22 protein-coding genes are annotated in these 20,229 nt (G+C 53.7%); 1 reads left to right on the top strand and 21 read right to left on the bottom strand.

Going from position 1 to position 20,229, the window contains the following annotated elements; translation table 11 throughout:
* Positions 1 to 3 precede the first annotated feature (3 nt).
* The 18 genes from HUO14_RS03070 to HUO14_RS02985 form a co-directional block, all read right to left on the bottom strand.
* The gene (locus HUO14_RS03070) at positions 4 to 399 is read right to left on the bottom strand and encodes a flagellar export chaperone FliS (protein ID WP_246255185.1); all 396 of its coding nucleotides are present in this window, start codon (positions 397 to 399) and stop codon (positions 4 to 6) included.
* Between the two features lie 19 nt (positions 400 to 418).
* Positions 419 to 1,774 (bottom strand): flagellar filament capping protein FliD, encoded by a 1,356-nt coding sequence (gene fliD, locus HUO14_RS03065; RefSeq protein WP_176278397.1) that lies wholly within the window; start codon positions 1,772 to 1,774, stop codon positions 419 to 421.
* Positions 1,775 to 1,840: 66 nt separating this feature from the next.
* Entirely contained in the window at positions 1,841 to 2,983 is a 1,143-nt protein-coding gene (locus HUO14_RS03060) for an EscU/YscU/HrcU family type III secretion system export apparatus switch protein (RefSeq protein ID WP_176278396.1), read from the bottom strand.
* Positions 2,983 to 3,765 (bottom strand): flagellar biosynthetic protein FliR, encoded by a 783-nt coding sequence (fliR, locus tag HUO14_RS03055; protein WP_176278395.1) that lies wholly within the window; start codon positions 3,763 to 3,765, stop codon positions 2,983 to 2,985. The genes HUO14_RS03060 and fliR overlap by 1 nt, the downstream gene beginning before the upstream one ends.
* Positions 3,762 to 4,037, bottom strand: coding sequence for a flagellar biosynthetic protein FliQ (locus HUO14_RS03050; RefSeq protein ID WP_176278394.1), 276 nt, complete (start codon positions 4,035 to 4,037; stop codon positions 3,762 to 3,764). Before HUO14_RS03050 ends, fliR begins: the two co-directional genes overlap by 4 nt.
* Before the next feature lie 3 nt (positions 4,038 to 4,040).
* Positions 4,041 to 4,817 carry a flagellar type III secretion system pore protein FliP gene (gene fliP / locus HUO14_RS03045; protein WP_176278393.1) on the bottom strand — a complete coding sequence of 259 codons (777 nt, stop codon included), beginning with the start codon at positions 4,815 to 4,817 and terminating at the stop codon, positions 4,041 to 4,043.
* Positions 4,807 to 5,061, bottom strand: a complete 255-nt coding sequence (locus HUO14_RS03040) for a FliO/MopB family protein (RefSeq protein WP_176278392.1) — start codon at positions 5,059 to 5,061, stop codon at positions 4,807 to 4,809. The genes fliP and HUO14_RS03040 overlap by 11 nt, the downstream gene beginning before the upstream one ends.
* On the bottom strand, positions 5,061 to 5,402 hold the full coding sequence (gene fliN / locus HUO14_RS03035) for a flagellar motor switch protein FliN (RefSeq protein ID WP_176278391.1): 342 nt from the start codon (positions 5,400 to 5,402) through the stop codon (positions 5,061 to 5,063). The genes HUO14_RS03040 and fliN overlap by 1 nt, the downstream gene beginning before the upstream one ends.
* Before the next feature lie 9 nt (positions 5,403 to 5,411).
* Positions 5,412 to 6,335, bottom strand: coding sequence for a FliM/FliN family flagellar motor switch protein (locus tag HUO14_RS03030; protein ID WP_176278390.1), 924 nt, complete (start codon positions 6,333 to 6,335; stop codon positions 5,412 to 5,414).
* Between the two features lie 24 nt (positions 6,336 to 6,359).
* The gene (locus HUO14_RS03025) at positions 6,360 to 6,935 is read right to left on the bottom strand and encodes a flagellar basal body-associated FliL family protein (protein WP_176278389.1); all 576 of its coding nucleotides are present in this window, start codon (positions 6,933 to 6,935) and stop codon (positions 6,360 to 6,362) included.
* A 44-nt stretch (positions 6,936 to 6,979) separates the two neighbouring features.
* A complete protein-coding gene (locus tag HUO14_RS03020; RefSeq protein WP_176278388.1) occupies positions 6,980 to 8,431 on the bottom strand; it encodes a flagellar hook-length control protein FliK in 1,452 nt (483 codons plus the stop codon).
* On the bottom strand, positions 8,421 to 8,846 hold the full coding sequence (locus HUO14_RS03015; RefSeq protein ID WP_176278387.1) for a hypothetical protein: 426 nt from the start codon (positions 8,844 to 8,846) through the stop codon (positions 8,421 to 8,423). Before HUO14_RS03015 ends, HUO14_RS03020 begins: the two co-directional genes overlap by 11 nt.
* A gap of 17 nt (positions 8,847 to 8,863) precedes the next feature.
* Positions 8,864 to 10,222 carry a FliI/YscN family ATPase gene (locus HUO14_RS03010; protein ID WP_176278386.1) on the bottom strand — a complete coding sequence of 453 codons (1,359 nt, stop codon included), beginning with the start codon at positions 10,220 to 10,222 and terminating at the stop codon, positions 8,864 to 8,866.
* Positions 10,215 to 10,898, bottom strand: coding sequence for a FliH/SctL family protein (locus HUO14_RS03005; protein ID WP_176278385.1), 684 nt, complete (start codon positions 10,896 to 10,898; stop codon positions 10,215 to 10,217). The genes HUO14_RS03010 and HUO14_RS03005 overlap by 8 nt, the downstream gene beginning before the upstream one ends.
* Positions 10,891 to 11,943, bottom strand: coding sequence for a flagellar motor switch protein FliG (locus HUO14_RS03000; RefSeq protein WP_176278384.1), 1,053 nt, complete (start codon positions 11,941 to 11,943; stop codon positions 10,891 to 10,893). The genes HUO14_RS03005 and HUO14_RS03000 overlap by 8 nt, the downstream gene beginning before the upstream one ends.
* A complete protein-coding gene (gene fliF / locus HUO14_RS02995) occupies positions 11,936 to 13,663 on the bottom strand; it encodes a flagellar basal-body MS-ring/collar protein FliF (protein ID WP_176278383.1) in 1,728 nt (575 codons plus the stop codon). Before fliF ends, HUO14_RS03000 begins: the two co-directional genes overlap by 8 nt.
* A 3-nt stretch (positions 13,664 to 13,666) precedes the next feature.
* The gene (gene fliE, locus HUO14_RS02990) at positions 13,667 to 14,026 is read right to left on the bottom strand and encodes a flagellar hook-basal body complex protein FliE (RefSeq protein WP_176278382.1); all 360 of its coding nucleotides are present in this window, start codon (positions 14,024 to 14,026) and stop codon (positions 13,667 to 13,669) included.
* Between the two features lie 13 nt (positions 14,027 to 14,039).
* Complete coding sequence (locus HUO14_RS02985; protein WP_176278381.1) at positions 14,040 to 15,311, bottom strand: sigma-54 interaction domain-containing protein; 1,272 nt, start codon at positions 15,309 to 15,311, stop codon at positions 14,040 to 14,042.
* 302 nt (positions 15,312 to 15,613) lie between these two features.
* On the opposite strand from HUO14_RS02985, the gene HUO14_RS02980 reads away from it, so the two are divergent.
* Positions 15,614 to 16,429, top strand: coding sequence for a flagellin N-terminal helical domain-containing protein (locus HUO14_RS02980; protein WP_176278380.1), 816 nt, complete (start codon positions 15,614 to 15,616; stop codon positions 16,427 to 16,429).
* Between the two features lie 104 nt (positions 16,430 to 16,533).
* Here the strand turns inward: HUO14_RS02980 and HUO14_RS02975 are convergent, their stop codons facing one another.
* The 3 genes from HUO14_RS02975 to HUO14_RS02965 are packed head-to-tail and all read right to left on the bottom strand — an operon-like array spanning position 16,534 to position 20,215.
* Positions 16,534 to 17,253: a sigma-70 family RNA polymerase sigma factor gene (locus HUO14_RS02975; RefSeq protein WP_176278379.1), complete on the bottom strand. Its 720-nt coding sequence runs from the start codon at positions 17,251 to 17,253 to the stop codon at positions 16,534 to 16,536.
* Positions 17,254 to 17,272: 19 nt separating this feature from the next.
* The gene (gene flhA, locus HUO14_RS02970) at positions 17,273 to 19,381 is read right to left on the bottom strand and encodes a flagellar biosynthesis protein FlhA (RefSeq protein WP_176278749.1); all 2,109 of its coding nucleotides are present in this window, start codon (positions 19,379 to 19,381) and stop codon (positions 17,273 to 17,275) included.
* Between the two features lie 6 nt (positions 19,382 to 19,387).
* Complete coding sequence (locus HUO14_RS02965; protein WP_176278378.1) at positions 19,388 to 20,215, bottom strand: transglycosylase SLT domain-containing protein; 828 nt, start codon at positions 20,213 to 20,215, stop codon at positions 19,388 to 19,390.
* Between the last annotated feature and the right edge of the window lie 14 nt (positions 20,216 to 20,229).

The raw sequence follows: 20,229 nt of genomic DNA, 5'->3' as shown, positions 1-20,229 counted from the left end.
CGATTAACGGAAAGGCGCGATTGCCGTCCAGGCTTTCTCGATTTCGTGGATCATTTCTCGCGCTGACTCGACGCGCTCGATGCGGGAATCCGCTCCGTCCATCTGTATCCGTTTGGCAGCTTCGCTGTAGATTACATGCAAGGTTTGCGCGAGATCTCCCGCCACTTCAAAATTCAATGATTCATCCAGACCGCCGAGAATAGCCAAAGCCTTCGCCCGATAGCGAAAAATACGCGCGTCGTCACCGCGCCGGGCACTATCGATCATCAGATCCAGCGTTTCGCGTAGTTCTTCAAATAGCATTGCGACGAGCTCATAGGGATCCGCCGCCAATACGCGGCTATCCTTTGCAACGGATTGATAGCTAGAGGCGCGTTGAATTCGGGACTGAAAGGTCATGTTCTAGTACTTTCCCAGATCAATTATTGTCGTTGAAGGATGCGAATTGTTGTTCAACATAAGATTGGGTCGAACGCAGTATCGAGAGCTGTCGCTCCAGCCCTGCGAAGGTGGTTTGCAGCTGTTCGCGCAATTTCTCCCCGTCTTCGTTTATTTTTTCTCGGGCTTCCGCAATCGATTCACGGATCGTTTCCAGACGCTGTTGCGCTACGGTCAAAGCGCCACTGTCACTCTTCAGGGCGGTGGCTATGGCGTCGAGCGCGCCAGACAATCCAATCTGGGTTTCGGTCGTCACAGCCGGTTCGAGCATTAATTTTATGGCGCCGCTATCCAAGGCAAGGGCAGCGTCGAGGCGCGTATTATCGATGCTTAATGTGCCATCATTCTCTGTCCGCACGCCGATATCCGCAAGGGTTTTGAAATCCCCGACGTCGGTCAGCTGAGTTGACGTCATTTGACTAAGCTTGCGGATCACTTCACGAGCTCCGCGATCGCCAGCCAGCGGCCCACCGCTACCGCCCTCCAACCCCGGTTTGGTGGCTTCGTTCAGCGATTTTCGCAGTTCATTATAGGCCGTGACAAATTCGGTCACCAGGCCGCGAACATCCAATGGTTCGGAAGCACCGTTGATCGTGAATGTTGTACCCGCCTGCGCAGCCAGAAGAGATATTTGCACACCCGGTATCGCGCCGGTGACCGTATTGCTGCTGTTATTGAGCTCGATACCATCAATTTTTACAATGCTGTCTAGGGCCGTTGCGATATTTGTAAGATTCATCGCTGGCGAGGCGCCCGATTGCGTCACGGTAAAGGCACTGTCGACGCCCTCTTGCGCTTCCATAACCAGCCGCGATCCAGCCTTGTCGGTCAATATCATCGCGGTTACGCCACTATTGCTGGCATTAATGGCATCGCGCATCCCGGCCAGGCTATTATTGCTGCTGTCGATTACAATATCGAAACTGCCGCCGCTATTGTTAATGGTAAGCGTTCGTTCTCCTACTGCGGTGGAAGCAGTAGCAAAAACATCCGATATTTCACGTTGGGCAACTGCGACTTGCACGACCTCGACCGAGGCAGGCAAGCCTTCCGGACGGGAGCCTTCCAGAACCGATGCGATTGCGAGGTCCTGGCGTCCGGAGACCAAATCACCGACAAATCCCTGGCCGTTCAATGTCTCTTTGACCGCTGCAGAAAAGGTAGTGATAGCGGACTGCGTTGCAGCCATCGCAGAAATTCGGGATGAATTGAGCTGGGAGCGCTGATTGAGCTGGCTAAGCTTGGCCCCTTGGGAAGCAGCCAGCAGATCGGTAACAAGCTGCGCTGTGTTAAGTCCCGATCCAACGCCCAGGCTATTAGCGACATTTGAGAACATAAAAACTTCCTTTGGGCATATTACGGCTGGGCTGGGTATAAATTAATAGTGCAATCCAAATGGCAATCACGCCATTCGCTCGCCATCGACATTATATTTGACGTCGTCCGGAAGCGAAATCTTGGGTTTGTGAACGGGGCTGACCAATTTGGCATCGAGCTGGATCAGGAAGCTAAGCAGCATTGCGACCGCAGCATAGAGACGATCATCAATCAATTGGCCCACATCCGATGTATAATATATCGACCGGGTAAGTTCCGGATATTCCATCACCGGCGTACCGACTTCCCCGGCCATTTCCCGCATCGCCAGAGCGATGTCGTCCGATCCCTTGCCGAGCACAACAGGAGCACTGTCCTTGTCACGGTCATATCGCAGTGCCACGGCAAAGTGGGTTGGATTGACCAGAACCACTGTAGCATCCGCGACCGCTTTCCGCGTCGAGTCATTGAGCATTTCGGCGCGGCGCTGACGTTGCAGCGCGCGAACATCGGGAGAACCTTCGCTTTCCTTATGCTCGTCCTTGATTTCCTGTTTCGTCATTTTCAACCGCTTGCCGCGTTGAAATAGCTGGATCGGCACATCAATCATCGCAATCAGCACCAGACAGACGCAGATACCGAGCAGCAACTTCAAAAACAGGGATGCGTAGCTGGCAATCGCATTATTGATATCTTGCGCTGCAAGTTGGGCGAGGTCTTCGAGGTGCAAATATATTATCGATCCGCCGACAGCGCCGATCAGAACGACTTTCATCAGGGATTTGCCAAGTTCCATCACGCCGTTCGAACCGAAAATGCGCTTCAATCCCTTTATAGGGTCGAGTTTTGATGGCTTGGGTTTCATCGCCGACCAACGGAATCCCAGCGAGCCGAGAAGCGCCGGTGTCGCAATTGCAGCGACTATCAACAGCGCAAACAGGCTCATGAATGCCGGGACAATACTGGTTATCATATCCACGCTGCGGCCACCGACGTCGAAATCCTCGATATCCTGGGGATGGATAATGAGCGCGTCGGCAACCATATCGGCCAACGCGCCGAACAGCACGCCACCGAACATCAGAAAACCTATCGTACCAACGAAAATCACCATCGCACCGCCGAGGTCGCGGGATTGAAGGACATCACCTTTTTTGGAACTGTCGGTTAGTTTTTTGGGGGTTGGTGCTTCGGTTTTTTCTCCACCACCGGGGGATTCTTCAGCCACTAGACGCCTCCGGCGACAAGAGTCGCCTGGTCTAGTCCCATTCCCAGTGCCTCGATCACGGCATCGGCAAGGATCGGTGCCGTGGCAGCCAGGGCCACCAGACCGAAGGTGATGGTCACGGGTATACCCACCGCGAAGAGATTGAGCGCCGGCGCTGTTCGCGCGAGGAACCCCATCATCACCTGGACGAGGATGAGTGCGCCGCCCACCGGCAGAGCGATGAGCAGGCCCATCGAGAACAAGGTCCCGCCAAATTGGACCATGCTGTAGAGCATCTCAGGCCCCATCATCGCAAAGCCGGGAGGCAGCGCGGCATAGCTTTTGACGATGATCGCAATCAACATCAGGTGCCCGTCGATCGCGAGCAACAGGAGCGTTGCGAAGATTGTCAGAAATTGACCGATTACTGGAGTGGATTGTCCGGTCTGGGGATCTGACATGCTCGCAAAACCCAGACCCATGGCATTGCTGATCGTTTCACCGGCAATCAATACGCTGGAATAACCGAGCTGCAGAGCAAAACCGATCGCGAGGCCGGTGATGACCTCTCCCAAGACGAACAGACTGTTACCCAAGGTAATTGCCGTTTCAGTAGGAAGGTCGAAGCTTACGCTGCTCGTTGCGACCATTCCGATCATGAAAGCGAGGAGAATACGGACTTGCACGGGAACGTTGGCAGCGCCGAAAATGGGAGCGACAACCATCGCGGCACTCGGCCGGATCATCGCCATCAGCCACATCCACATCTGGCCTTCAAACTCTGCAAATCCTGGAGCAATCATAGCAGGAGGTCCGGGATCCGGGCGTAAATTTCGCGGGTAAAATCGGCGATCAGCAAAAGAATGGAGCCGCCAAAGACACCAACGACACCGGCAACAACGATCAACTTGGGAACGAAGGTCAAGGTCTGTTCGTTGATCGACGTCGCTGCCTGCACCATGCCCAGCAAAAGACCGACCAGCAGCGCGGGTATCAGAAACGGTGCCGCTGCCAGAGCGGTGATCCACAGGGCCTGCTGTGCGATGCCAATGAAGAAATCTGGATTATCTGTCATGATCTAGGTCGCAAAAGAGCCGGCGAGAGAACCCATGGTCAGCGCCCATCCGTCAATCATCACGAACAGAAGCAGCTTGAAGGGCATGGAAATAATCACGGGAGACAACATCATCATACCGAGGGACATCAACACAGCGGCCACCACGAGATCGATGATAAGGAACGGAAGGAAAACCAGAAATCCGATCTGGAAGGCCGTTTTCAACTCGCTGGTTACAAAAGCGGGCAGCATGATCGAAAAGGGAATATCTTCAGCTGATTCAAAGCCCTTCTTGTTGGACAGTTCCATGAACAGTTTCAGATCGCTCTGACGGGTCTGTTTGGCCATGAAACCGTGCATGATCGTTCCGGATTTTTCGATAGCTTCGGTGAGCCCGATTTCGTCGGCAGAATAAGGAGCGATTGCCTGTTCGTTGATCTGCTCGATCTGCGGCGCCATTACGAACATCGACAGGAATAATGCGAGACCCAGCAGAACCTGGTTGGGCGGCGATTGCTGCAATCCCAGCGCGTGGCGCAGGATCGACAGGACAATGATGATCCGGGTAAAGCTGGTCATCATCAATATGATAGACGGCAGCACCGTCATCAGACCCATGACGATCAGGATCTGCAATGTGGTGCTCAGCGGCTGGCCATCGCCCGAGATATCATCCAGGGCCCGTTCCAGGGCAACAGATGCTCCTGGCGCCGCTTCCTGTGCGAATGCGGGATCCGCGGCACAAGCAGATGCGCAAAACAGGCCGATAGCCAAAGCTAATTTCAGACTATTCCGCATGATGAGTATCTATCTTCTGGATACCGTTGCGGGTCACGGCGAGCAAAATCTTGCGACCGCCAAAATCGACCACTGCCAGTTTGCTCTGCACACCGAGAGGCAGTGTTTCGACGACGTTCAGGACGTTCGAATTCTGACCCACCATCATCTGCGGCTGATATTTTCGATAGAGCCAAAGGCATCCGTAGATGAGCAAGCCCATCAGCGGGAGCATGATGAACAATTTGATGATGTAGAAGGTCATCAGTTGCGCCTTTCCACCCGCGCACGCGTCATGCCGTTCGACACGATCTCCGCAATACGCACACCAAATTTATTCTTGACCGGAACAACCTCTCCGCGAGCGACGAGCGTGCCGTTCACATTGATGTCGATCAATTGGTCGACCTGCCTGTCGAGTTCGACAACAGAACCTTCCTGCAAGTCCATGATTTCGGAAATCGTCATCGACACATTGCCGACTTCGACCGAAAGCCTGACCTTTATGTCGGACAGGAAACGGTAATGGTCCTGCGATGAAGCGCCGTCGATATCGGCGCGGGTCGCGGCGTCCAGCAATTCGCTATCATGAGTCATATCATTCATTATCTGGTCCTATAAAAAATTTTTGATTTTGAAGGCGACGCCGCCATTTTGCTCGCCAATGCTGCCGTGCGCAAAAACCCGGTCTCCGACGATAAGCGGGACATTGTCGGTTGGTGCGACCGGCAAAATATCTCCGACTGCAAGCCGGGACAATTCCGATAACTGCATGGTTGGACGGGCGAGAACGGAACGGACAGGCAAGTAGATCTGTTCGACGGAATCCTTGAGATTGTCCTTCCAGACCGGATCAATCTGGTTCACCTTCTGGAGATGGGGACGGTTTAGCTGCGGTTCGATAGCGATCAGTCCGTCCAGTGTCTGGATGACATCAATCGCTGCGATCCGGTGCCCCGAGAGATGAACGGCCGCCGGGGAGACCAGAACATCTTCGTCTTCCAGCTCCAGTTCGATATCATCTTTGACGTAATGACAGCGATTGTAACGGACGGTCGTTTCAAGAAGCGTTGACCAGGACACAGCGAGGCCATTGGCAATTGCCGCGCCCAGGCGTTCGATCATCGCAATTTCGGATTTTCTCAGCGGCCCTGTGCTTTGCGCCTCGCCATCAAATTGCCCGCCAAAGAAGCAATCAACCGACGCGACCAAGAATGTCCTGGCGATCCGGACCAATATCGGGTTTTCCAAAGCACCCAGCTGAAATTCGAGATAGACACAGGCGCCCTCCTGACCGGAAAGCCAATTCTGGAATTGCAGTTTTTCACTATCGCCAACCTCGACTTTGAGATCACAATCAACAACGTTTGAAAGATGGACTTTCAACGCGGATTCCAGTTTTTTCTCGACCTTTTTATAGGCCAGCAACAAAATGTCGTCCGGACCACCTTTTTTCAGCAGGCTGTGACTGATCGGGGTATCGGTATTTTCGGGCTGGGCGCCACTGGTATCGGCTGCAGATGATTGGGGATTGGTCATGATCTTGCTACTTTCCGAAACGTCTTACTGAACAACAAGATTGGTAAAGTAGACATCCTCAATCCCGCCAAAACCGGTTTTCTCTTCCAGCGTGTCATTGATAGTATCGCGCAATCTTTTCTTCAGCTGGAGCTTGCCTTCGGGCGCCTCAAGTTCGAGCGCATCCTGCTGCCCCAGTTCCATCAGAACCGCCGACCGAATGGCAATTTCGTGATTGGTGACATTCTCGAAAACCCGCTCGTCATAATAGGTGGACACCGCCAGAGACATTTGGGCAAAGCTTTGTGAATTCGAAAGATTCGAGGTAAACGGCTGTTCAATCTGGTGGTAAGTGACCTTGAAATCGCTGCTCGACTGTTTCGGCGTCGCCTTGTTTGCTTCCTTGTCGCTAACGGCCGTGCCGTCCTTCATGATGATCTTTGGCTTGTTAGGATCTTCGGGCTCTTCATGAGCGCCACCGACCATTCCTGCCGCATAGAAACCGCCGGCCGCGCCGCCTCCGCCAAGGACCAAGATCAATACAGTGCCGAGGATTATAGGTTTGAGCTTGCCCTTTTTCTTGGCTTTTGGATTTTCGTCATCTGATTTCGACTCTGACATTTTGACCTCTGGTTTGGTTTGATTTGGGAATGGGAAAATCGGGCTTAGGCGTAACGGCTATTGTCGGATGCAGGATCATCATCGGCGCTGTTGTCGAAGGACGAAGCGACTGGACGACGCGGTGTCGGCCTTGCTTGTTCCCGCGCGTCGCGGTTTTCCTGCTGGCCAAGTTGGCCGCCATCGCTTCTTGCCGACGCGGGCATATTTTCTTTTACATCAACGCGGAGCGTCAGGTCATCGCGTCCCTGGGATTTCAGAATATCCTGAAGCAGCTGACTATGCTGGACAATCATGTCTTTTGCCGCCCGATGTTCGGTCTGGATTTCGATGATTTCCGCGCCGTCGCGAGTGGTGAAAGTAATTTCCATCCGGCCTAGATTGCGCGGATTGAGTTCGAACTTCTTTGGCCCACCGCTCACCGAAATATCCGCGATTTCAGTGGCAAGGCGCTCAGCAATTTGTGGCGAGGACATGTCAAAAGGAACTGGTTTCTGAAGCGTTTCCCGGACCGCCAGTTGGGCGGAAGAATTCGTGACCGGTTGCTGCTCGACCAATTTGTCGAGGCCTTTGTTCGCTGGTTGCGTTTCCAATTTGGCCGCTTCGACTGATTCAGTATCATCGACAACAGATGCCTTTAAATCGATCGGCGCGGCAGGTGCCGCATCACTTGGAGATAAACGGACCCCGAGTTGGTTCGTCCTGGAAAGCGCATTCCTTTGTTCTGCGCTATCGGCAACGAGCGAAAGCACGGCGGACGCTTGTTTACCCGGCTCATGCTGGTTCGACCGATCGCTAAACTGCAGATCTGATCCTTGCGGTTCGATCGATTTTTCTGTTTTTGCGATTAGTGTCGCTTGCTGAGCGATTTCGCTACGCATTGCCCCTTGTTGTCCTTGCAGCTTCAACAGACCTTTTTCGCTGCTTGGGAAAATCTCGGAGGAGACGGATTTTTCATCGATCTGTGTTCCCAACTGGATGCCTTCAATTTTCTGCGCCTGCAGATTGCGAAGTTCTTTTCCGACGGTCACTTCTGCCGATTGCGCGCCGAGAATTTTGTGACCGGCCAATTGGCGATCAGCGACATCCTGCCCCGCAAGACCGGGAGCCATGTTGATTTGCGGACCATCGCCAAGAATGGCTTTTGCTTGCGACGGCAAGAAAGAGTGATCGGTATCTACAGTAGAACCATCCTTTCGGACTTCTTGAGAAACGATCTCCTGACCGATAATTTTGCAGCCAAAGCTCTGGTTGATAAACGGGAGAATATTATTTGTATCCCAATGAGCGGCAACAGTATCGGCTTCCGCGACACCAAGATTTTCGTCATCAAACCGCTCGATTGCCTCGGCACCGCCACCAAATTGAGGCTGTTCCTCCGGTGACCGCAGAAATGATCCAAAATCAGAATGTGAAACCTTGTTTTCCATGCCTAAGGGCTTTGCAGAAAACATGCCAATTATGGAGTGAGCCGCTTCAGACATGATTTTACCAATCATCAGAACGTTCCTTTTTTCTATGATTATCTATGTTATACAGTATGTTGCTAGAAACATCCTGCTGCCGGGCATCTGCTTTGCGGAGGAGAGAAATTTTTGCGTTCAACAGTTTTTCGGTGCCGTCATGGATTGCCTGAGCGGCAAAATTTTGCCGCTCTGCCGCGGCAAGACTTTGCATTGCCGCCTGAACGGAGGCATCGACGAGGTGCGAGGCATCCAATAACCGGTCCGACAATTCCATTTTGGCCGCGAGGAGGCCGGCTGTTACCGCTACCTCGCTCTGGTGAGTTTCAGAATGAAGGTTCCTGATTCTCTGCGCATTATTCTCCACAAGCGCATAATGGCTCCCCGCCTGCATCAAGGCCCGTTCCTTCAAACGCTTTTGCGTGTCGCGGACTTTCAATACGCGTCGCAATCCCTGGACGCGCCTCCTCATGGTGAGAACATATCTGTAAGTTGGGCCACGCTCGTCTGCATATCGACAAGTTCACGCGGCTTTTGTTTGATATATTCGATCAGTCGTGGCCAGTTGGCCAACGCCTCGTCGATATTGGGATCATTGCCGGCCTGATAGGCTCCCATCAGGACCAGATCCCGGTTTTCCTCGTAAACGGACCATAGCCGCCGAAAGTGCAGCTGGACCTCCAGATGTTCGGGTTCGATAATGTCGACCGCAACACGGCTGATTGATTTCCCGATGTCAATCGCCGGAAAAATACCCTGCTCTGCCAACGACCTTGATAAAATGACATGACCGTCAGCAATTGCGCGAGCGCTATCAACCACTGGATCGTCGAGGTCATCGCCATCGGCCAAGACGGTATAAATCGCGGTTATCGATCCACCACTTTCACTGTCATTACCGGCTCGCTCGACCAGTCGCGGGATAAGGGACAGAGCGGAGGGAGGATAACCTTTCATTGTAGGCGGTTCACCTGCAGCCAAACCGATCTCTCTCTGGGCATGCGCCACGCGGGTCAGGCTGTCGAGAACCAGGACCACCGACAGTCCCTTTGATCTGAAATGTTCCGCTATAGCTGTCGCCCGGTACGCCGCTTTCAATCGGGACGATGGTGAATGATCGGCAGGCACGGCAATGGTCACCGTTGGCACGGCATCCTTTTTCTCCCGACGGCGGGTGACGAAATCGTTCACTTCCCGACCACGCTCGCCGATCAAGCCAACAACCACGACGTCGGCAACAACGCCATCCAGTATCTGGTTTATCAACATCGACTTGCCGACGCCCGAGCCCGCAATAATCGCGATGCGTTGCCCCTGCCCGATCGTCAGCAGACCGTTTAGTGCACGAATCCCGATATCAAGCCGCTTGGAAACGCTAGCTCTGCGAAGAACATTGCCTTCTTGCCCGGCCAGGGGAACCGATTCCGTGGTTAAAATGGGGCCCTTGCCGTCAATCGGTTCGCCCATTGGCCCGATCACCCGGCCAAAAAGCGCTTCTCCGACCGCAGCCTGATTGGACTTTACATATGGCAATACGCGGCTGCCGCTGCGCAATGGTGCATCTTGCACCATTGGAATCATCAGCGTTCTCGCACCCTTGAAGCCGACAACTTCGGCGCTGATTTCCCGGCCATCGGTCGCGATGACCCGGCCCGAATAGCCGAGTGGATATGCAAATCCCGTAACCTCCAGCATGCCATTGTCATGGGCGGACAGTTTGCCGACATATCTTGGCTCATTTCCAATATCATCCAGCCGGGCCAGTACGTCACAGACAGCCGACGGAGATTCGGATGGATGTTTGGCGGGCGCAGCATCATCAATCATGGTCAACCTCCGATGATTTGTCGCCAAACTCGTCGATAAGAGTCCGGAGTTCGTCCAGCACGACTTCGGAGCCCTTTTCGATCCAGCCGCCAGAATGACTGAGCTTCACATTTCCGCGCAGCATGGACGGGTCGCCGCGGAGAGCCAATTTGCAAATATCGCCATCGATCAGACCGACATCATCGGGATGCAGAACGAGCGTCACCCCTTTCTGATCCTGGTCGACCGACTCTGCCAGTTGCAGCGCCCAGGCCTTTAGCAGGTCCGGATCCGGGATCGCCAATTCAGCACAACGCCTGAAAAGGGATTCGACAGCCGAGAGGATGAACTTGTAGCTGCCCCGTGACGACAGATCGTTCAACTGGCTTAATGCTTCTGCCAACGCGTCGGTTTGCTGGTTCGCCTTGGCATGTTCGTCTCCGAATGCGGCCTGACCGTCTTCCCATCCCTTTTTATAGGCGACGCTGAATATATCAGCATCCTGATCGTCAGAAGCTCCCGCATTTTCAGACAGGTTTCGACCGGTAAGCCCCGAAAAACTATCATTGTCGGCCGCGGCTCCATCAGTTCCCAGTCCACTTGCCCAGGAAGAAAATTGTCTCTGCGCGCTGGTCGTTCGCCACAACGGGACCACTTCGCCATGACCAGAGCTGTCGACTGAATTATACTCAGACATAATCAGCTCCTGCACCGGCCATGTTTATTTCACCACTGTCGAGCATGGCCTTGGCCACTGCGATAACGGCTTTCTGTGCGGCGACGACTGCATCCATCGGTTGCGGCGGTGCCTCGGCCATATCGTCCTGTATGGTTTCGGCAGCCCGCTTGGACATTGCGCCAAAGATTTTGGCCTTGAGCTCGCTAGAGGCCCCTCTCAATGCAGGGACCAGGATGCTGGAGTCGACTTTCCGGACCACCGAACCGATGTCTTTCTTGGACAGGTTCATGAGATCGCCGAAGACAAATAATTCATCCTCGATCAGCTTCGCGGTGATCTTGTCACGCTTCATCAATTCTTTCAGCAGCGACCGTCCGCGTTCCTTGGGAAGGTTGTTGATAATCGTCGCACTGTCGAGGACACCGCCAACCTGCATCGGCGGAGCGACCTCTTCTTCCAACGGCGTCGTATTTTCCAGGAGCCCGTTGATGTGAGCAAGCGCCTTCGCGCTGACCGGACCGAGCGTAGCCACTCGATAAATCAGATCGGACTGCATCTCTGGCGGTAACAGCTCCAATATTACCGCAGCAATTTCTGGAGTCAGAAACGACATAAGCACGGCAGAAACCTGTGGCGGCTCTTCCGTCATCAGCAAGGCAAGGTCCTTTGCCGGCATCCATTTCAGCTTTTCAGCGATGTTGCTGGGCCGTTTCGGCGCAAAACGATTCATGATCGTCTCTGCACGGGACGTGCCGAGGGCACGGCGGAATACGCGGCTCACTTTTTCATCGGACTTATAGGAAAGCATCGACTGATTCATCGTCAACACAAGAAACCGGTCGAGAGAGCCGTCGATTTGGGTTTCATCGACGTTGGCGACGCTGAACATTGCTTCACCAAGCGCTTCAACTTCGTCGGGTTCGAGCCGTTCCAGTATCTGGGCGGCTTCCTCGTCGTTGAACAAAAGCATCAATATGGCCGCAGTCTGACGGCCGGTGATAAGCTCCAACTGTCCGCTTTGCTCGTTGGAATCCGTATCATCTTTTTCTTTAACATCAGCCATCTGCTTCCTCCAATGCGTCTGATTCCTTGAGCAATTCTTTCACGACCAGAGCCGCGTGATCCGGGTTTTGCTTGACGAAATTCTGGGTAAGAATTGCACGTTCCTGATAGCTTTTTGCCGCGGTTATCATGTCGATGGTCACCGGTGGGCCTAGCGCTCCAGCAGTCTGGTTTTCCAGTGAACCACCGTCTACCGCGCCAGTTTGACTGAAGGTGGCACCGGCATCGATATTTTCCAAAGCGGCTGACTGATCTGGGCTGGGCAGTCGGGCTTTTTCGGACGTCTGCCACCGTTTCAATACCGGGCGACCGATGCCGAAAATGATCAGCAGGGCGACGACGAGCGCAGACAGATTCCGCATCAGCATGCTGAACCAGGATGTTTCGTACCAGTTTTCAGATATTGGATCGTCAGCGACCGCGTTAAACCGGCGCGCGGTGACCGCAATCTGATCCCCTCGGTCGAGACTATAGCCAACAGTACCCTTGATGAGCTTCTCAATCTCCTGGATTTCCTTTGGAGATTTTTTGTTTTTCAACGCCCGGTCGTCAATCGCTACCGCGACAGAAAGCCGTGACACTTGACCTGTCGCCAGGTTGGTAACGGCAACTTCACGGGCCAGTTCGAAATTCCGGCGATATTCTTCACTGGTGCTTCTTGGTTCGGTAGCTTCGGCAGCTTGCTCGACACCGCCTTCAGGCTGATCACCAAACTCTGCAGCTTCGGCTGGTCGATTGGAGAGCGCGCCGGGAATGCCGCCGGCACGTCCGCCAGCTCCGCCAAATTCGTTCGACTTCTGGCCCTGTTCAGAACGCAATACCGAGCCATCGATCGGATAAGTTTCACTCGTCGCCTGCTTTTCGTCAAAATTTACGTCTGCGGTGACTTCGGCAACAAAATTCCCTGGTCCCACGAGCGGCGTAAGCAAGCTGGCCAATGACTGGCGATAACGATCTTCGATTGCCGCCTTCACTTTGAGCTGCGCATCACTTCCGGGGGAAGCTTCGTCGCCACTGCTCGACAAGAGCCTGCCGTTCTGATCAATCACAGATACATTGGACGCTGAAAGCCCCGGTACCGAGCTGGCAACCAGATTGAGGATCGCTTGTGTTTCTTTTTCGTCCAGTCGCGCTGAGCTGGCGAGATGCAATATCACCGATGCGGAAGGTTCATTGCGGTCGCGCAAGAATATGCTGGGCTGTTCGACGGCCAGATGGACCCGTGCCGACAATACGCTGTCGATCGCCTCGATCGAGCGGGCCAAATCCATTTCCCGGGCATTGCGCAGTTTCTCGGACTCGACGGCGCGGCTTGCTCCCATCGGCATGCTCGACATAATAGTGTCACCGCTTGGAGCGGCTCTTGGCAAGCCCTGCCCCGCCAATTCGATCTTGGCTGAATGATAATCTTCCCTGCTAACGGTGAGCGTCCCGGTATCATCATCAACACCATAGGCAATATTGGCGACCTGCAGGGCCTGCATCACCGCCGATTTGTCATTGTCCGGCAAACCGCGGAAAAGATCGCGTTGTGCAGGCTCGCGAAGAACCAGCCACACAGATATCGCGGCCAATACGACTGCCGACAATATTATCAGCGGCATCGCTCGTGCGATAGCGGGTTGCTTGAAAATGGCCAGCAACCCGCCAAACGGCCCACCGGAATTGTCAATGCTGGCAGCAGGCGTTAGCGCCTGGCCGGAAGATGATTGCTCGACCATCTATTATACCGACATATTCATAATGTCTTTGTAAGCCGACAATAGTTTATTGCGGACCTGCAAAGTGGATTCAAAGCCCAAGGAAGCCTTGTGTTTCGCCATCATTACGGCTGCGACGTCATTGCTTTCGCCCATCTGATAGGCCTTGGTTTCCTCTTCAGCGGTTGCTTGAAGCTTATTCACTTCCTGAAGCGCGCTTGTCAGTTGCGTCGAGAAACTGTTCGGCCCCGTGGTTTCTTTGGGCGCAGAAGCTTGTCCTGGCCCGGCGACACCCGCGTTTTTTGCAATGTCTTGCAGCGCGTTATTCTGGTTGAGGATGGCATTGCGAGCCGCCATCAGGCTGTTCATATTGACTGAAGACACTTTCTATCTCCCCTTAAGCGGCTAGCGCGCGCATGTCGGCCATCCGGTAACGCAATGTGCGTTCCGAGATACCGAGCTCTTTTGCAGCGTCACGGCGATTGCCGTTGGTTTTTTCTAATGTCTGGTTGATCGCTTCATATTCGACATTTTTCGAAATCGAGTGCAAATCGCGACCGCGGATGAAACGCGAGGAAGGTTTGCTTGAAATGTCATCCTGCTTTGGTGTCGCGGTCAGCCGCGCTCCGGAAAAGATCAGATCATCGGCTTCAATCCGTTCTCCATCACACATCACGAGCGCGCGCTGGAGGACATTGGACAGTTCCCGTACATTGCCCGGCCATTTATGTTCTTTGAGACGTTGAATGCAGCCACGGGAAAGCGAAATGAATTTTTTGCTCCGCTTTTGGAAACCGATCATCATGAACGCGGCGATGGCGACGATATCGGCGGGCCGGCTGGCAAGAGGGGTAAGCTCGACCGGCATAACATTCAGCCGCCAGTAGAGATCTTCGCGAAACCGCCCTGCTCCGACCTCCAGGGCAAAATCGCGGTTGGCCGCGCAAAATACGCGAACGTCGATTTTCTCGTGGCGTGATGCACCGACCGGAAGAATCTCTCCTTCCTGGAGAACGCGGAGCAGCTTGGATTGGCTTTCTAGTGGCATCTCGGTGATCTCGTCGAGGAAGATCGTGCCACCGTCGGCTTCTTTGAACAAGCCTACTGCAGCGTTATATGCACCGGTGAAGGCTCCCTTCTTATGTCCGAATAATATGGACTCGATCATGGACTCGGTAATTGCTGCACAGTTTACGGTGACAAACGGCTTGTTCGCCCGTTCGCTGTTTTCATGAATGAATCTAGCCATGCCTTCTTTGCCGGTACCGGTTTCGCCGGTGATCATGACATTGGCATCGCTGCGCGCCACACGGGCGGCATATCTATATAGGGCTATTGAATTAGGGTCGGCAAACGCGGGGCCCTTGCCACCACGCATCGATTCAACAATGCAGGACAGACCAAATTCTCTGTCTGCACTACCGAATTCGATACGCAGCGGTTGGCTGAGGGTAGCCGGAACGAAGTGGAATGGCCCGTCGCGGTAAACCACGACCGGATCTTTTGCTCCTCGATGTTCACCTTTGGATGCTTCGCGGGTTGTGTGGGGTAGTTGCGCGGCAGATGGTGAATTGTCGGAGGCCGAGTGAATCGTATCAGCACTCGCTAGCAAATTGACAAGTTCTGGGAACCTAGAGACCAGGCTAGGCTTCAGTTTATCGTTGATCATGGCCATTCCCTCACGTTAGTAAATCGAGCATTCGATCTATTTCCAAGTGCTCGCCAACTACTTTGCAATGGCCGTGCCAGTTTCCTAAACGGCAAAAATCTGCCGATCAGCCGCTCTCGAACCGTCGGAAATCCGTCATTAGTGTCGAAAAGTGGACACTCTCGAAGCGACTTGTCGGAAACCCGACACTTTTGTCGCTTAATTAAAATTATGGTCCGCCGTTAACTCCCTCGAGGCCGCTTCATCTATCGAGGTGACCCGCTAGATGAACCGTATATTTGAACTGTGAAAAGGATAACACCATGACTGTAATCGGAACCAACGTAACCGCGATGCGCGCCAGCTATGCTTCTAACCAGGCTGAAATGGGTCTCGCAAAATCTATCGAACGCCTTTCAACCGGCAGCCGAGTAAACTCTGCGGCTGATGACGCCGCGGGTAATTCGATTGCCACACGTATGACCTCAGAAATCCGTGGACTGAACATGGCTGTCCGCAACTCCAACGACGGTATTTCGCTCGCACAGACCGCTGAAGGCGGCATGAACGAAATCACCAATATGCTGCAACGTATGCGTGAACTGTCTGTACAATCTGCCAACGGCACGCTTGCTGCTGGTGACCGTACCAACCTGCAGACCGAAGTTACCGCCTTGATTGCCCAGATCGGTGATGTTGCATCCCGGACGAGCTTCAACGACGTGGCATTGCTTGACGGCACGAACGCGACCATCAACATTCAGACCGGCAGCGACGCCAGTCAGACCGTTGCAATCACGTTGACCGATGTCGATGCGACCGCTCTGGCCGTTAACGCGCTCGACATCAGCACCGAAGCTGGCGCAACCGCTGCGTTGACCGCTCTCGACACGGCTTTGGATACGGTCACGACCGCACAGGCTTCATTGGGTGCTGACCAGAACCGTCTGCAGACCACTGTTTCCAACCTGTCTGATCGTATTGCCAACATCTCGGAATCGCGTTCACGGATCATGGACGTGGACTTCTCCGCCGAAACGACCGAGCTGGCCAAAAACCAGATCCTGAGCCAGGCTTCGACGGCGATGTTGTCGCAGGCCAATCAGTCGCAGCAGTCGGTACTCAGCCTGCTCCGGTAAAATCGGACTTCACCAAAATACGAAAGCCTTCTCCCCGTCGGGAGGAGGCTTTTTTTTTTGCAATACATGCGGCGATGTGCGGCAAAAAATCTTACGCGCTTCGTTTAGTTGCTGGTCATCGCAGCTTGCAACTTCTCCAATGCTCGCTTCTTGATCTGGCAAATTCGCACAGAAGATACGTCGAGGATCGCTCCAATCTCATCAAGCTGCATTTCCTCGACAAAATAGCAATTGAGCACAAGTTGTTCACGCTCGTTCAATTGCTTCAGATGGGAAGACAGCATTTCTGCCATCTGCGACTTTTCCAATATTTCATGCTGATCGTCTTCCTGATCCGTGAACCAGCTGCTGGAATCGCAATAGACTTCGTCCAGTGAGCCCAGATTAACATCGATCGCCCGGTCTGTATTCTTCCGAAAATCAGCAGGATCCATGTCCATCGCAACCGCCAGTTCAGATTCATTCGGTTCCCGGCCCAGCTCCTGAACCAGTTTGTCCCGATATCGACGCACTTTCTTGTGCCAATCGACCGACGTTCGGCGCAGGTTACAGGTTGACCTCAAATCATCGATCATCGCACCGCGCACACGGACGTAAAGATAGGTGCTGAAACTATGTCCCTGATCGACATATTTCTTGGCAGCCTCGACCATTGCAACCAGCCCGACCTGGATGAGGTCTTCGATTTCCATTTGATCAGGTGCAAAGGATTTTACCTGCCATGCAATTTTCGTGACGAGTGACTGATTTTCCTCGATCAACCTATTCTCGTTTATCTTCATCGCGCTATAGGCTTGTGATGCGCGGTTCTGGGTTTTCAACATATCCTATTCCCGATCATTATCAGTTTTGGTTTGCATCTGTGACAGCCATAGTCTGGCTGGATTGGGGGACGCCGATCTTGGTCAGCACTTCGATGGATTTATCATCCGGTAGTTCCTGGTAAGAAAGTACAGTCAGGTCCGGGAACCGCTGCTTCAGCAGAGCTCCAAGTGGCCTTCGCACGATTGGCGAAGTGATCAACGCCACGTTGCGCGCTTCGAGGGGCAAGACGCGCGCAGCCTCATCGACTGCTTCGATTATTTTCTGTGCCAACTGCGGTTCGATCGGATAATTGGCGTCTTCGCCGACCTTCAGCGCCTTGACCAACAGGTTTTCAAGTTCGGCGTCCAGAGTCACGACCGGCAGCGGGAGGCTGATCGGGACCATGGTTTGCACGATCAGATTGCCAATTTTTTGCCGGATCGCATCGACCATTTGCGGCGTTTCACTGTGCAGGCTGGATGCTTCCAGCATAGCGAGGCAAATTTGCTGGAAGTCTTTTACCGGCACCTTGTCCGCAAGAAGGTCACGACATATCGCAGTGATTGCATATAGCGACAGGGGTTGCGGCGTAAGGCTGTCGACCAGTTGCGGCGAAGATTCCTTGAGGAAGTCGAGCAGCTTCTGTGCCTCGTCCATTCCGAATAGCTGCGCCGCATTGCGCCGAACAACATCGTTAAGATGGGTCGCGATCACGGTCGCGGCGTCTACGACGGTATAGCCTTCAGCAATCGCCTGGGATTTTTTGTCTGCGCTGATCCAGATTGCATCCATTCCGAACGTCGGATCCTTGCAAGGTCGTCCTTCGATCACCGAATCCACATGGCCGTCATCGAGCGCGATAAAATCATTGGGCCAGACACTGTCTTCTCCAAGAACCATGCCGCCCATCATTATCCGGTAGCTATTGGGTTCCAGTGACAGATCGTCCTTGATCCGGACAAGCGGGATAACAAATCCCAGCTCCTTGGAAATCTGGCGGCGAATACCGGTAATCCGCTTCATCAACGGTGCGCCCTTGCGGTCTTCAACCAGCGGAACAAGGCCATATCCGATTTCGATACCAAGGCGCGCCTTTTCGGACACATCCTCCCAGTCAATCTGCTCCGGGTTTTTCTCTTTGACGGGTTCGACAACCGTTTCCACAGGCTTGGGTTTGCGGATCAGATAAAATGCCAGTCCGCCGGCAACCGCCGCTGCGGAAAGCACGATAAAATGCGGCATGCCGGGGAGAACGCCAAGAATAGTCAAAATGACGGCAACCGGAACCCACGCCTGCCCCGAACTGAATTGGCCCGTAACCTGATCGGCCAGATTTTGAGCCGATGAGACCCGCGTCACGATCGCTGCCGCAGCAATCGACAGGACCAAAGCCGGGACCTGTGCAACCAGAGCGTCACCAATCGCGAGCATTGAATAAGTGCTCGCCGCTTCACCAAAAGAAAGTCCGTGGGTTGTCAGGCCCAATATGATACCACCGATGATGTTGACCGCGAGGATAAGGACGCCGGCAACAGCATCGCCTTTCACGAATTTGGAGGCACCATCCATCGAACCGTAAAAGTCCGCTTCCGTTGCGACTTCAGACCGACGGGTCTTCGCTTCTTCGGGAGCAATAAGACCCGCGTTCAAGTCAGCATCAATCGCCATCTGTTTGCCAGGCAAGGCATCCAGCGTAAAACGCGCGGAGACTTCGGAAACCCTACCGGCACCTTTGGTAATCACGATCAGGTTGATGATCATCACGATGCAGAACACGAAGATACCGACCACATAATTGCCGCCGAGTAACAATCCGCCAAAAGCTTCGATAATCTGCCCAGCGGAATCGCCGCCGGCATGCCCCTCCATAAGCACCACCCGGGTAGAGGCGACGTTTAGTCCCAAACGCAGAAGTGTCGCGAAAAGCAAAACCGTCGGAAAGCTTGAAAAATCGAGCGGCTTGGTCGCATTGAGCGCGACCATCAGGATCGCTAGCGAAAGCATGATGTTGGTGATGAAGCCGATATCGAGCAATATTGTCGGCAGTGGCAGCACCATGAAGATGACCAGCAAAAGCGTGGCCATCGGCAGCAGTCCCGCTTTCAGATTGCCGGCAATTTTGTCCAGAGCGAAAATATTCTGTATCATGTTCATTTATAATCCCAGTGAGGCGAGCATCAGATAAGCAACCCGAGCCTGATCATCGAACGGCTTGGACTTTCCCGAATTGCTCTGATCATTGATGTGGTTTTTTGCGATGCGGAGATAATCCGCCGGTTGAACCATTGGTGCCGGCTTTTGCGACTGCGGCAAATTGTTTCCGGCCGTCGGAAAACTATTGCCGTTCCCTGCCGACATGGATGCATCCTCCAGCTTTTGCGCGAAGAGGTTCCGGATATCCTGAAAACTTCTGGCACCGCCCGATTTGTTGTAGAATATCGTACGATTGGATTGCGCGGCATTCGCAAATGAAGGCGCAGCTGGTGCGTGGGGATCAGCGTCCAACGCGTTCAGAAATTTCCCGGCGCCTGCTGGCCCGAGGAAATGCGCGAGATACAAGTCGACCGAAGCCGGTTCCCGTCCGATCCGCTTGGCAAGATAGGCGCCATTATCCTTCGCAAATTCTCCGGCTAGACTGGCCGAAAGCGCGGGGTCGTTTCTTAGTGCAAGAATGCTTGATTTCTGGGCCTGGTCAGCAATGACATATTTACCATCGCGGTTGCGGGTAATCGCATCTTGCGCCCACCCCAGACCATATTCATCGCCTTTTTCGTCAACCAGGCCAAGCCATGTTTGTTCGACAAACTGATAGAGACCGGTAGCAGAAGATGTGCTTGCTTTCGCATCGGGGCGCATTCCGCTTTCGAGCTGCGCCTGCGCCATCAAATATTGAAAATCCACACCCGTCCGCTGCGCGGATTGCGCAATCACGCCCGGCAAACTGCGCCGGTCCTGGCTTTGAGTGATGGATAGATTTGACATGTCTTGCTCGAATT

The sequence above is a fragment of the Parasphingorhabdus flavimaris genome (genome assembly GCF_013371215.1).
In the GTDB taxonomy this organism is placed as follows: domain Bacteria; phylum Pseudomonadota; class Alphaproteobacteria; order Sphingomonadales; family Sphingomonadaceae; genus Parasphingorhabdus; species Parasphingorhabdus flavimaris.
The sequence above is the reverse complement of the archived record's forward strand: the minus strand, read 5'-3'. Positions and strand labels throughout refer to the sequence as shown.